12 protein-coding genes are annotated in these 13137 nt (G+C 63.9%); 9 read left to right on the forward strand and 3 right to left on the reverse strand.

The genetic code is table 11. The features are described from left to right. The 3 genes from ACK4FK_RS00925 to ACK4FK_RS00935 are packed head-to-tail and all read left to right on the forward strand — an operon-like array spanning position 1 to position 2620. On the forward strand, positions 1–459 hold the full coding sequence (locus ACK4FK_RS00925) for a DsrE family protein (protein ID WP_409739837.1): 459 nt from the start codon (positions 1–3) through the stop codon (positions 457–459). A 16-nt stretch (positions 460–475) separates the two neighbouring features. After that, positions 476–1072, forward strand: a complete 597-nt coding sequence (locus ACK4FK_RS00930) for a thioredoxin family protein (protein WP_409739839.1) — start codon at positions 476–478, stop codon at positions 1070–1072. A 9-nt stretch (positions 1073–1081) separates the two neighbouring features. Next, complete coding sequence (locus ACK4FK_RS00935) at positions 1082–2620, forward strand: fused MFS/spermidine synthase (RefSeq protein ID WP_409739842.1); 1539 nt, start codon at positions 1082–1084, stop codon at positions 2618–2620. Position 2621: 1 nt separating this feature from the next. On the opposite strand, the gene ACK4FK_RS00940 is transcribed toward ACK4FK_RS00935, so the two are convergent. Together ACK4FK_RS00940 and hrpB are read right to left on the reverse strand one after the other, a co-directional pair. Beyond that, entirely contained in the window at positions 2622–3611 is a 990-nt protein-coding gene (locus tag ACK4FK_RS00940; protein ID WP_409739845.1) for a PleD family two-component system response regulator, read from the reverse strand. A 43-nt stretch (positions 3612–3654) separates the two neighbouring features. Continuing rightward, on the reverse strand, positions 3655–6183 hold the full coding sequence (gene hrpB, locus ACK4FK_RS00945) for an ATP-dependent helicase HrpB (RefSeq protein WP_409739849.1): 2529 nt from the start codon (positions 6181–6183) through the stop codon (positions 3655–3657). Between the two features lie 63 nt (positions 6184–6246). Here hrpB and ACK4FK_RS00950 point away from each other — a divergent pair, with 63 nt between their 5' ends. The 6 genes from ACK4FK_RS00950 to ACK4FK_RS00975 all read left to right on the forward strand — a co-directional run bounded on the left by ACK4FK_RS00950 (position 6247) and on the right by ACK4FK_RS00975 (position 12026). Next, positions 6247–7176, forward strand: coding sequence for a DMT family transporter (locus ACK4FK_RS00950; RefSeq protein ID WP_409739852.1), 930 nt, complete (start codon positions 6247–6249; stop codon positions 7174–7176). Between the two features lie 145 nt (positions 7177–7321). Further along, positions 7322–8077 carry an ABC transporter ATP-binding protein gene (locus tag ACK4FK_RS00955; protein ID WP_409739855.1) on the forward strand — a complete coding sequence of 252 codons (756 nt, stop codon included), beginning with the start codon at positions 7322–7324 and terminating at the stop codon, positions 8075–8077. Continuing rightward, positions 8070–8792, forward strand: a complete 723-nt coding sequence (locus ACK4FK_RS00960) for an ABC transporter ATP-binding protein (protein ID WP_409739858.1) — start codon at positions 8070–8072, stop codon at positions 8790–8792. Before ACK4FK_RS00955 ends, ACK4FK_RS00960 begins: the two co-directional genes overlap by 8 nt. Positions 8793–8813: 21 nt before the next feature. Further along, the gene (locus ACK4FK_RS00965) at positions 8814–10028 is read left to right on the forward strand and encodes an ABC transporter substrate-binding protein (RefSeq protein ID WP_409739862.1); all 1215 of its coding nucleotides are present in this window, start codon (positions 8814–8816) and stop codon (positions 10026–10028) included. Between the two features lie 146 nt (positions 10029–10174). Continuing rightward, on the forward strand, positions 10175–11056 hold the full coding sequence (locus ACK4FK_RS00970; RefSeq protein WP_409739865.1) for a branched-chain amino acid ABC transporter permease: 882 nt from the start codon (positions 10175–10177) through the stop codon (positions 11054–11056). A gap of 19 nt (positions 11057–11075) precedes the next feature. Then, on the forward strand, positions 11076–12026 hold the full coding sequence (locus ACK4FK_RS00975) for a branched-chain amino acid ABC transporter permease (RefSeq protein ID WP_409740637.1): 951 nt from the start codon (positions 11076–11078) through the stop codon (positions 12024–12026). A gap of 18 nt (positions 12027–12044) precedes the next feature. Here the strand turns inward: ACK4FK_RS00975 and rfbB are convergent, their stop codons facing one another. Continuing rightward, positions 12045–13103: a dTDP-glucose 4,6-dehydratase gene (gene rfbB / locus ACK4FK_RS00980; RefSeq protein WP_409739868.1), complete on the reverse strand. Its 1059-nt coding sequence runs from the start codon at positions 13101–13103 to the stop codon at positions 12045–12047. Positions 13104–13137 lie beyond the last annotated feature (34 nt).

Consider the following 13137-nt stretch of genomic DNA (forward strand, 5'->3'; position numbering starts at 1 on the left):
ATGCCGCTTCCCGTGTCCAGACGTGGGGTCCTGCTGGCAGGCCTGGCCCTACTGCCCGGCATCGCCCTGGCGCAGGCGCAGAAATTCGCCGATCCGGCGCCCAGCATCGACAATCCACGCAAGATCGTGCTCAGCCTGGCGGAGGACGATCCCAAGCGGATCAACGCGGTGATCAGCAACATCGTCAACATCCAGAAGTATTATGATGCCAGCCAGGTGAAGCTGGCGGTCGTGGCCTACGGGCCGGGGATCGTCGCCGTGCTGAAAGACCAGAGCCCGGCCGCGCCGCGCATCGCCGCCCTGCAGGATTTGGAGGTCGAATTCCTCGCTTGCGGCGCTACATTGGATACATTGAAGAAGTCCGACGCCGACCTCCTGCCCGACGTAGCGGTCGTCCCCAACGGCCTGCCCGAGATCGTCGAGCGCAGCCTGCGCGGCTGGATCCACCTGCGCCCGTGACCCGGAGGCCGCCATCATGCTGTCGCGCCGCACCCTGCTCCGTTCCGCCCTCGCTGCCGGCCTCTTGCTGCCCGGCCCGGCGCGTGCGGCCAGGCTGAACGACGACGGCCTGCATGTGCAGGACTGGTGGCTGGAAAGCTTCCTCGACCTCAAGCAGGATATCGAGGATGCCGCCGCCAAGGGCAAACGCGTGGTGCTGAGCTTTGAGCAGCGCGGCTGCATCTATTGCGCCGAGATGCATGAAAAGCACCTGGCCAGCCCGGTGATCAGCGGCTATATCCGCAAGCATTTCGAGGTGATCCAGCTCAACCTGTTCGGCGCCCGCGAGGTCACCGATCTGGACGGCAAGACCCTGCCCGAGAAGGACATGGCCCGCAAATGGGGCGTGACCACCACGCCGACGCTGTTCTTCCTGCCGCCGGTAGCGGGGAATGCCTCGGTGAGGGATGCCGCCTCGGCCCGCATGCGCGGCCTGCTGCCGCCGCCGACCTTCCTGGCAATGTTCCGCTATGTCGCCGAGAAGGCCTACGAGAGGGGCGAATTCCCGGCTTATGCGCGCCAGCACGAGGCCGATCTGGCCAAGGCCATCGCCGCGGGCATGCCGATCAACTAGACTGGCGGCGTGACCCCGACACGACAGGCCGCCTATGGCCTTACCCTTTTCCTGACTTCCGCAGCCGCGCTGGTCGTCGAGATCGTCGCCGGGCGCATGCTGGCGCCCTATGTCGGCATGTCGCTCTATACCTGGACGGCTGTGATCGCCGTGGTGCTGGCCGGCCTGTCGGTGGGCCACTGGATCGGCGGCCGGCTGGCAGCTCCGCAGGTGGCCCACGCGACCGCCCTGCGCAGCATCGCGCTGGCCCTGCTGCTGTCGGGCCTGACTGCCGGCGGCGCTGCGCCGCTGCTGAAAGGGCTGGCCGCGTTGCTCGGCGGCGACACCCCGCCATTGCTGCTCATCACGCTTCTGGCGGCCGGTGTTTTCCTGCTGCCCAGCCTGTTCGTCGGCATCGTGTCGCCGGTATTGACCAAACTGGCCATCGACGATGCTCCCCAGCAGCAGGGACCGATCATCGGCCGTATGTTCGCGCTGGGCGCGGCCGGCAGCATCCTGGGCACACTCAGCGCCGGGTATATATTCATTTCATGGATCGGCTCGACCGGCACATTGCTGGCCGTCGCCGTGCTGTATCTGGTTTTCGCCATCCTGTTCTGGGCCGGCACCAAGGCGAAGCTGGCCCTGCCCCTGATCGCGCTGGCGACGGCGGGCGGCTTTGGCCTAGCGCAGATACCCGGGTTCGCTGCGCCGTGCGAGCAGGAAAGCGATTACTACTGCATCCGCATCGTCGATTTCGCGCCGCAGAGCGGCCGCGCTTCAGCGGCGATGGTGCTCGACCACCTGGCGCACAGCATCAACGACCGCGACGATCCCGGCCTGCTGTACAGCCCCTACCTGCATTTCGTCGCCCTGCGCACCGAACGCCTGTTACAGGGCCGGCCGCCGCAAGCCTATTTCATCGGCGGCGGCGCCTTCACCCTGCCGCGCGCCTGGGCAGCGCGCTTCCCCGAGGCGACGCTGACCGTGGCGGAGATCGACCCGGCCGTCACCGCCATGGCGGCCAAGGCCATGTGGCTCGATCCCGCCGCGCCGGCCCTGGACATCCGGCATGCCGATGCCCGCCGCACACTGGATATCCTGCCCGCCGCGCAGCGATTCGACCTGATCCTGGGTGACGCCTTTCACGACTATGCGATTCCACCGCATCTGGTGACGCGCGAATTCCATCAGTTGGTGTTGCGCCGGCTGGCAGCGGCCGGGGCTTATGCGATCAACGTGATCGACCAGAGCGAGAACCCACGCTTCACCTTTGCGCTGGTAAAGACCATGCAGCGCGATTTTCCCGCCGTGGAAGTCTGGCTGGATGATGAAAGCCGCCGGCGCGGCGGCCGTGTCACTTTCGTCGTGCTGGGCCTGCGCGAGGCGAGCGAAAGCATGGTGCTGCGCGCCACCGAGCCTTTCCGCCGCACCTGGCTGCGCTGGCCCGCCGAAGATCTCGATGCGCGTATCGCCGCCGCCGGGGTGCCGGTGCTTACCGACGATTTCGCGCCGGTCGACAGGTTGATGGCGGGGTTCGTGCTGCGGCCGGACGAAATGCTTCGCTGACCTAGGCCGGCAACTGGCCCGCCTGCTGCGCGGCCTTGCGGGCACGGTACCGGTCGATCGCATCGGCCACCTCGCCAGCCAGGGCTGCCGCATCGCGATCGGGATTGAAAAAGGCGAGTACGGCCTCGCCAAGGGTCTTGAGCAGATCGAGCGGCTTCTGCCAATCCGCCGTATAGACGAAGCTGGCACCCGGTTCGGCGATCTGGCGTGCCGCCTGCAGGAGCCGGTCGCAGATCTGGCCGACATGGCCCAGTTCGGTATTCGCCACGCGGCGCTGAATATCCTCGGTTGAGGTGATCAGGTCGTTCAGCATGGCCAGCGTACCGTCATCCGGCGTGAGCCCGGATTTATAGACCGGCACGATCTGTTCGGCGACGAAGGCTATGCGGAAGGCCGAGGCCCGCAGGCGCTGGCGGTTGATTTCCTCGTTCGCCACCATGATCTCGTGCTGCAGTCCATGCGGGTCGAGCGGATTGCCGGTTAATTTGTACCGCATCGGATTGGGCACATGGATAAGCTGGATCGCGCTGCCTCCGCGCGCATCGCTGCGCCGGCGATCCGGACCGATATAGTCGGAGGTCACGACAAAAGGCTTGCGATTCAGGCCGACGGCTTCCACCCGGTCGAGCAATGCCCGGGTCGACAACGGCTTGACCAACAGGTCGTCGGCGCCGGAATCGATGATGCGCCGAACCAGCGATTGCTGCGGCTCCCAGGTCGTCATGATGATCGGAAGATAGGGATTCACGCCCAATCGGCCGTGCCGCAGGTTGCTGGTCAGCGCGATGGCATCGCCGCCCGGCATTTCCACGTCCATGAAAACCAGGTCGGGCTGGGCCACGTGCAGCAGGTCGGCGAATCCCTCCAGGCTCTCGAATTCGCGCAGATGCGTATAACCGGCGCTGACCAGGGCCTGACGGTACAGCCGTCGGGTGCCCAGTGCGGGATCGCCATACAGTATCCGCACATCTGCGCGCCGCTCAGGAGTCATGCCGCGATCCTACGTAGCCTTCGCGGATGCAACAAGAGACGCGTCAGGATTTTGGTCGCGGTTTCGCCCGATTGGTTGGCTGGGCTGCCAGAGGATTCTCGGGCCAGTCGTGTTTGGGATACTGGCCGCGCATTTCCGCCCGCACAGCGCGATAACTTGTCTGCCAGAAACCCGCCAGATCGCTGGTGACCTGCAGGGGGCGCCGGGCCGGCGAGAGCAGGTGTAACACAAGCCTGACCCGGCCGCCGGCAATTGCGGGGGTATCGGCATGGCCGAACATTTCCTGCAGACGCACGGCCAGCACCGGAACCTCGCCATGAGTATAGTCGAGGGGGATATGCGACCCCGAGGGAACATGCCAATGCGTTGGCGCTTCGGCATCAAGCATCTTCTGCTGGGCATAATCGAGTTGATGGGTCAGGGCCGCATGCAGGTCGATGCCGGCCAGTTGCGTGAACTTCACCACACCATCGAGATAGGGGCCCAGCCATTGATCAAGACGATCCAGCAACGCGGCATCACTCATGTCCGGCCAGTCCGCGGCAGCCAGCAGGTGACGCCGCAGCAGGGCGACGCGAGCTTGCCATTGCCGCAAGGCCGGAGACCACGGCAGTACGTCAAGGCCCGACTTGCGAATGGCCTGCAGCAATGCGTCGCGGATGGTCTCCTGCGGCGGCTGCGTCAGCGGCTGCTCGCGCAGGACCAGTGCGCCCAGGCGTTTCTGCCGCCGCGCCGCCACGGCCTGGCTGCGTTCATCCCATTCGATGGCATCGGCCGTTTCGATCAGATCCCCAAACAACTCTTCCAGATCGTCTTCGGCGATCGGTGCCGCCAGGAAAACCCGCGCGTCGGCCTGCGCGCCATCCACCTCGGCTACAGCCAGATAGGGTTCGGCGCTTAAGGGATCGAGCGGATCGAGTTTTGCGCCACGGCCACCGCTGAGCAGGAAGCTGCCGGCCGCGCCGCGCTTCTTCGCGATGCGGTCGGGATAGGCCAGCGCTACCAGCCGGCCGGCATCCTCCACCGGCCCTGCATGTGGCGGCACGCCGATCTGCCGCCGCCAGTCGGCTGCCAGGCGGCGAATCTGCCGCACCGCGTTCATGTCGACCCGCAAGCCGTGCGGGGCGCTGTCTCGTTCACTCTCGCCAGCGACGATTTCCAGGCGCCAGCGCAGATCCGTATCGCGTGCCGCACCTTTTGGAATTCTCGCAATGTCGCGTTCGCCCAGCAGGGCCGCCAATGCACAGGCCAGGCCGCCCAGGTCCAGTTCCTTGCCCCGGATCACCATATGCGCCAGGCGCGGGTGCAGCGGCAGTTCGGCCATCGCCCTGCCATGGGGCGTGATGCGGCCGTCGCGGTCGATCGCCCCCAGTTCACGCAGCAGTTCCTGGGCATAAGCCATTGTTGCGTCGGGCGGCGGGTCGAGCCAGGGCAGGGCTTTCGCCTCGCGCACACCCCAGGCGGCCAGATCGAGCGCCAGCGGGGTGAGGTCGGTGACCGCGATTTCCGGTGCGGTGAATTTCGCCAGGCCGCCATGGGCCGCCTCGGCCCAGAGGCGATAGCAGATACCCGGTCCAAGGCGGCCGGCGCGGCCGCGTCGCTGATCGGCCGAAGCCTGGCTGACGCGCAGCGTCTCCAGCTTCGCCATGCCGGTGGCAGGGGAGAAACGCGGCTGACGCATATAGCCGCCGTCGATCACCACGCGCACGCCTTCGATAGTGAGCGAGCTTTCGGCGATCGAGGTGGACAACACCACCTTGCGCAGGCCCGGCGGACTGGGGCGCAGCGCGGCATCCTGCTCCTCACCGCCGAGGTCGCCATAAAGCGGCATTACCGAAACCTGGGCCGGCAGCCTCGCCTCGGCCAGCAGGCTTTCGACCCGCCTGATTTCGGCCACGCCGGGCAGAAAGACCAGGATGTCGCCCTCGGTATCCTGCAGAGCAGTACGCACCGCGTCGCTGACTGCCGGTTCAAGGCGGCCCTGCGGCGCCATGGGCAGCCAGCGCGTCTCGACGGGATAACTCTGCCCCTCGCCGGTCACCACCGGGCAGTCGCCCATCAGACGGGCGAACGGTGCCGCATCCAGCGTGGCCGACATGGCAATCAACTTCAGGTCGGGCCGCAGGGCACCCTGGGACTCCAGGCAGAGCGCGAGCGCGACATCGGATTCCAGGCCGCGTTCATGGCATTCGTCGAAAAGAACCGCCGCAATGCCCTTCAGTTCGGGATCGCGCTGCAGCCGGCGCAGGAAAACGCCATCGGTATTGAGTTCAATCCGGGTCTTCGGCCCGACCTTGCTGTCGAGCCGCACGCGGTAGCCGACCGTTTCGCCCACGCTTTCGCCCAGAAGGCTGGCCATGCGCCGGGCAGCCAGCCGCGCGGCAAGCCGCCTCGGTTCGAGCACGATGATGCGGCCTTCCCTCGCCCATCCTTCATCCAGCAGGGCAAGCGGCAATAGCGTCGTCTTGCCCGATCCCGGCGGCGCCTGAACCACAAGGTTCGCCGATTGGTTCAGGGCCTGGGAGATTGCAGGCAGCACGGCCTGGATTGGCAGCGCATGGGAGAGTTGCAAATTTTGCAATGTTCGCGAGTCCGGCAACCTGAAATGTTAACCCTTTAGAGCCATTCCAGAGCAATGTCAGAAATCCCGCTTCCCGCCGCCGCCTCCAGTTCCTCGACGCTGCTGAAAGCGATGGCGATGATGCTGGGCTCCACCCTCTGCTTCGTCGTCATGCATGCCTTGGTCGCCAAGGTGTCGCAAGGGCTGCCACCGGTGGAAGTGGCTTTTTTCCGCAATCTGTTCGGTTTTCTGGTGCTGTTTCCGGCCATAGCCCGCAGCCGTTTCACGGCCTTTCGCACCACCAAGCTGCACCTGCATGCGGTGCGTGGCGTGCTGAACAGCACGTCGATGATGATGTTCTTTACCGCGCTGGCGATCACGCCGCTGGCCGAGGCCACTGCGCTGTCCTATACCGCGCCGCTGTTCATGACCATCGGCGCCGTATTCATTCTGGGCGAAACGTTGCATGCCCGGCGCATCGCCGCCCTGGTGATCGGCTTCATTGGGGCACTGATCGTTCTGCGCCCCGGCTTTGTGCCGATCGGACTGGGGCCGCTGCTGGTGCTGGGCTCGACCGTGCTGTGGGCAGGTTCGATGATCGACATCAAGATCCTGGCCCGCACCGATTCAAGCCTGACCATCGCCACCTATATGACGGTGTTCCTGATGCCAATCACCCTGGTGGCTGCCCTGTTCGTCTGGCAATGGCCGACCTGGGAGCAACTCGGCTGGCTTCTCCTGCTCGGAGCATGCGGCTCGGCCGGCCACATGCTGTTCACCGAATCCTTCCGCCACGCCGACACCACCGTGCTGATGCCGCTGGACTTCACCAAGCTGATCTGGGCCTCAGCCATTGGCTTCCTCATCTTCGGGCAAATTCCCGATTTATGGACCTGGCTGGGCGGCACGGTCATTTTCGCGAGTGCCACTTATATATCCTATCGCGAGCATCAGTTGGCCCGCCGCCGGGCCGGCAGCGCCGCGGAGGGCAAATCCACCGCCTGATTGCCGCGAAGATGGGCATTTACTTCGTTAATGCCCGCTCAAAATGTTGTCAGCACAGGGCTATTTACAAGTCCGGCCGAATCCCGTTTGATTTGCACCGCGCCCGGAATACCGGGGCCAGGGAGCAAACAACATATGTCCGGACATGGCCGAAGAATACATTCTCGCGACTGAAGGCCTGACGAAGGAATTTGCCGGCTTTATTGCCGTCAAAGACGTCAATCTCAAAATCCGCAGGCACAGCATTCACGCGCTGATCGGCCCCAACGGCGCCGGCAAAACGACGTGCTTCAACCTGCTGACCAAGTTCCTGACCCCGAGCCGCGGCCGGATCACCTATAACGGGCGCGACATCACCAGCCACAAGCCGGCCGATATTGCCCGCAGCGGCATGGTGCGCTCGTTCCAGATATCTGCGGTATTCCCACACCTCAGCCTGCTGGAAAACGTGCGCGTCGCCCTGCAGCGTCCGCTGGGAACGTCATTCCACTTCTGGAAGCCGGAAAACAGCCTCAACGCCCTGAATGCCCGGGCCGAGGAACTGCTGGAAGCCGTCGGCCTGATCGAATACCGCAACCATACCGCGGTCGAACTGCCCTATGGCCGCAAGCGCGCGCTCGAAATCGCCACCACGCTGGCGCTGGAGCCCGAGATGATGTTGCTGGACGAACCGATGGCCGGCATGGGTCATGAGGATATCGAGAAGATCTCCGACCTGATCAAGCGCGTGGCCGCCAACCGCACCGTGCTGATGGTGGAGCACAATCTGAGCGTAGTGGCGAAACTGTCAGACACCATCACGGTGCTGCGCCGCGGCGAGGTGCTGGCCGAAGGCAACTACGAGACTGTCTCGCGCAACCCGGAAGTCATCGAAGCCTATATGGGAACCGGCCATGCATAATGGCGCCAACTCAACCGGCACCGAACTCGCCGTCCGCGACCTGAATGCCTGGTATGGCGAGAGCCATATCCTGCATGGCATGCAGTTCGACGTGAAAAAGGGCGAAGTCGTCACCCTGCTGGGTCGCAACGGCGCCGGCAAGACAACCACGATGAAAGCCCTGATGGGCATGATCGCCAACCGCAAGGGCTCGGTTCTGTTCGAAGGCGAGGAACTGATCCACCTGCCTTCCAACAAGATCGCCCGGCGCGGGCTGGCTTTCTGCCCGGAGGAGCGCGGGATTTTCTCCAGTCTGAATGTCTACGAAAACCTGACATTGCCCCCGGCCGTGCGGCAGGGCGGCATGAGCCTGGACGAGATCTATCAGATATTTCCCAATCTGAAGGAGCGCCTGAAAAGCCAGGGAACCAAATTGTCGGGCGGCGAGCAGCAGATGCTTGCCATCGGCCGGATCCTGCGCACCGGCGCGAATTTCCTGCTGCTGGACGAGCCGACCGAAGGCCTGGCCCCGGTGATCGTGCAGCAGATCGGCGCCATGATCCGGCTGCTGAAATCCAAGGGCTATACCGTTTTGCTGGTGGAACAGAATTTCCGCTTCGCCAGTACCGTTGCCGACCGCCATTACGTGGTCGAGCACGGCAAGGTGATTGACATGATTGCCAACGATCAGGTCGCCGCCAATACGCAGAAACTCGAGTCCTATCTCGGGGTATAAGTTCAACCAGGAGGAAGCACCATGCAATTCAAGCATTTATTCGTGACGACGGCCGCCGTGCTGGCAGCCGGCGCAGCCAACGCCCAGATGTCTGACGGCGTGATCAAGATCGGCGTGATGAATGACCAGTCCGGCCTCTATGCCGACGTCTCCGGCCCGGGCGGCACCTGGGCGGCGAAGAAGGCGGTCGAGGATTACGGCGCCGCCGCCAAGGGTCTGAAGGTGGAAGTGGTTTTCGCCGACCACCAGAACAAGCCCGATATCGGCTCCAACATCGCCCGCCAGTGGTATGACGTCGACAAGGTCGATGTGATTGTCGACGTGCCGACCTCGTCGGTGGCTTTGGCCATCAACCAGATCACCAAGGAAAAGAACAAGGTGTTCCTGGGCTCCGGTCCGGCGACGGCCGACCTCACCGGCCCGGCCTGCTCGCCGAATACCATCCACTGGACCTATGACACCTGGGCGCTGGCCAACGGCACCGGCAAGGCCATCGTCGATACCGGTGGCAAGAGCTGGTTCTTCCTGACCGCCGACTATGCCTTCGGCCATGCGCTGGAGCGTGATACCAAGGCCGTAGTCGAGAAGAATGGCGGCAAAGTGGTCGGCGCGGTGCGCCACCCCTTCCCGGGCACCGATTTCTCGTCCTTCCTGCTGCAGGCCCAGGCCTCAAAGGCGCAGATCGTCGCTCTCGCCAATGCCGGCGGCGACACCATCAACTCGATCAAGCAGGCCTCGGAATTCGGCATTGTCGAGGGCGGCCAGAAGCTGGCCGGCATGCTGATGTTCGATACCGATATTCATGCGCTGGGCCTGAAGACCGCCCAGGGCCTGAACTTCACCACCGCCTGGTACTGGGACATGAACGACAACAACCGCGCCTTCGCGAAGGACTTCTCGGCGGCCAATGGCGGCAAGTATCCCACCATGGTGCATGCCGGCATCTACTCCTCGGTGATCCACTACCTGAAGGCCGTCGAAGCGCTGAAGAGCGATGCCGATGGCGCCAAGGTGGTAGCCAAGATGAAGGAAATGCCGAGCGAGGATAAGCTGTTCGGCAAGGGCAGCGTCCGTGAGGATGGCCGCCACATGCACGACATGTATCTGGTGGAAGTGAAGAAGCCGAGCGAGTCGAAAAAGCCCTGGGATTACCTGACGGTCAAGAAGACCATCCCGGCGAACGAGGCTTTCCGCCCGCTCAACGAGGGCAACTGCCCGCTGGTCAAGAAGAGCTGACGACCAGCTGCGACCCGGAGCCGCCCGATGGCGGCTCCGGCCAGCGGCCCGCAATCTTGCAGCCTGCGGCCATATCGGCCGCAGTCTCAAAGATTGCCGGATCGGCAAAGTATCAAGAGCGAGAGTATAAAGGGGGCATTCCAGCGATGTTCGAGCTGCTTGGCATAGCGCCACAGGCCTTGTTCGGCCAGTTGCTGCTTGGTCTGATCAACGGTGCCTTCTATGCCATGCTCAGCCTGGGCCTGGCGGTGATTTTCGGCCTGCTCAACGTCATCAACTTCACCCATGGCGCCCAGTACATGATGGGTGCCTTCTGTGCCTGGATGCTGCTGAACTGGGCCGGTGTGCCATACTGGGGGGCGCTGATCCTGGCTCCCATCATCATCGGCGCCTTCGGCATCCTGCTCGAGAAGGTGTTCCTGAAGCGGCTCTACCATCTGGACCACCTCTACGGCCTGCTGCTGACCTTTGGCCTGGCCCTCATCATCGAGGGCGTATTCCGCAAGCAGTTCGGTTCCTCCGGCCTGCCCTATGCCAATCCGATCCCCGGCGGAACGCGGCTCGACTTCATGTTCCTGCCCTGGTACCGCGGCTGGGTGGTGGTCGCCTCTCTAGTGATCTGCCTCGGCACATGGTTCCTGATCGAACGGACCAAGCTGGGGTCCTATCTGCGCGCCGCCACCGAACGGCCCGATCTGGTGCAGGCTTTCGGCATCAACGTGCCGCGCATGATCACGCTCACCTACGGCTTCGGCGTCGGTCTTGCCGCCCTGGCCGGCGTGCTGGCGGCGCCGATCTACAGCGTCAATCCGCTGATGGGTTCCAACCTCATCATCATCGTCTTCGCCGTTGTGGTGATCGGCGGCATGGGCTCGATCATGGGCGCCATCGTCACCGGCTTCGGCCTCGGCATCATCGAAGGTCTGACCAAAGTGTTTTATCCGGAAGCTTCCAACACCGTCATCTTCATCATCATGGCCATCGTGCTGATGCTGAAACCGGCCGGCTTGTTCGGCACGCCCAAGTGAGGACCGGAGGATGACCACGATGACCGCCGGCACCACCAAGAACCGCGACCTGCTGATCTTTGCCATCCTGATGGCGATTGCCGTCGTCGCGCCGATGGTAATCTACCCCGTCTTCCTGATGAAGGTGCTGTGCTTTGCGCTGTTCGCGCTCGCCTTCAACCTGCTGATCGGATATGTCGGCCTGTTGTCGTTCGGCCATGCCATGTTCTTCGGCGGCGCCGCCTATATCAGCGGCTATGTCGTTAAGGCCTGGGGCTGGTCGCCCGAGATGGGCATCCTGGCCGGCACGGCCTGCGCCGCCCTGCTTGGTCTGGTGACGGGAAGCCTGGCAATCCGCCGCCAGGGCATCTATTTCGCCATGGTCACGCTGGCACTGTCGCAGATGGTGTTTTTCTTCTGCGTGCAGGCGCCGTTCACCGGCGGCGAGGACGGCATCCAGGCCATCCCGCGCCGACCGCTGTTCGGCATCTTCGACATCAAGGACGACCTGAGCTTCTTCTACCTTGTGCTGGTGGTGTTCGCCTTCGGGTTCCTTGTGATCTGGCGTGCGATCCATTCGCCTTTCGGCCAGGTCCTGAAAGCGATCCGCGAAAACGAACCGCGCGCCGTCTCGCTTGGCTACCGTGTCGACCAGTACAAGCTGCTGGCCTTCGTGCTTTCCGCTGCACTGGCCGGCATGGCCGGCGCCACCAAGGCGCTGGTATTCCAGCTCGCCTCGCTCACCGATGTCACCTGGCAGATGTCGGGCGAGGTGGTGCTGATGACCCTGGTGGGCGGCATGGGCACGGTATTCGGCCCCATCGTCGGCGCCGGCGTGATCATCACCATGCAGAATTACCTGGCCGGCTTCGGCGAATGGGTCCTGGTGATCCAGGGTGCCATCTTCGTGGTGGTGGTGATGGCCTTCCGTAAAGGCATCGTCGGCGAAATCCAGGCCTGGTGGCAGAGGCGCAGCCGCAGCCAGGTCTAGACTGGCAGGCGGGCCGGCTCAGCCGGCCTTGCTGCCCAGCCCGATCCGGCCCCGGTCATAAGCCTGCGTCGCCCGCCGGCACCAGGCCGAATTGTCCAGATACCACTGCACTGTCGCTTTCAGGCCCGCCGCAAGGTCGAACTGAGGCCGCCAGCCTAATTCGCGCGCGGCCTTTGACGGGTCGATGGCGTAGCGGGCGTCGTGTCCGGGCCGGTCGGTGACGAAGGCGATCAGTTCCGCATATTTGTGGCTGCCCTGGCGCGGCACTAGATCGTCGAGGATGGCGCAGAGCCGGTGCACAAGGTCGATGTTGCGCTGTTCGCCCCGCGACCCGATCAGGTAGGTCTCGCCCGGCCTGCCCTTCTCAACAGCCAGTTGCAAAGCGGCGGCATGGTCGTCGACATGGATCCAGTCGCGCACCTGCTCGCCCCGGCCATAAATCGGCAAGGCCTTGCCTTCCAGGGCGTTGAGAATGGTGAGCGGGATCAGCTTCTCGGGGAACTGATACGGACCGTAATTGTTGCCGCAATTGGTGACCAGCACCGGAAGGCCATAGGTACGGCCAAAGGCACGGGCGAGATGGTCGGCGGAAGCCTTGCTGGCGGCATAGGGTGAATTCGGCTTGTAGGGGCTGTTTTCGTCAAACAGACCAGTGGCTCCAAGCTCGCCATAGACCTCGTCGGTGGAGACCTGAAGATGGCGGAACTGTTGCTGCGCCGTGGCATCCAGTCCGCGCCAGTGATCCAGCGCCGCCTCCAGCAGGACCAGGGTGCCGGTCACATTGGTCTCGATGAAGGGAGCCGGACTGTCGATCGAGCGGTCGACATGGCTCTCCGCCGCCAGATGGTAAACGGCCGTCGGCTTCGTCTCGGCATAAATCCGCCTGATCGCCGCCCGGTCGCAGATATCCACCTGCTCGAAGTGATGCAGGTCGGGATGCGGCAGGCCAGCGATATTGTCCGGATTGCCGGCGTAGGTGAGCTTGTCGATGGTGACGACGGCGCGCTTCTGAGCGTTCAGTCGGCGGACAAGCGCGGAGCCGATGAAGCCGGCGCCACCGGTGACGATGACAGTCATGGACGAGATCTCCCTGCGCCCTGTATAGCGGAGC

The sequence above is a fragment of the Ferrovibrio sp. genome (genome assembly GCF_046297895.1).
In the GTDB taxonomy this organism is placed as follows: domain Bacteria; phylum Pseudomonadota; class Alphaproteobacteria; order Ferrovibrionales; family Ferrovibrionaceae; genus Ferrovibrio.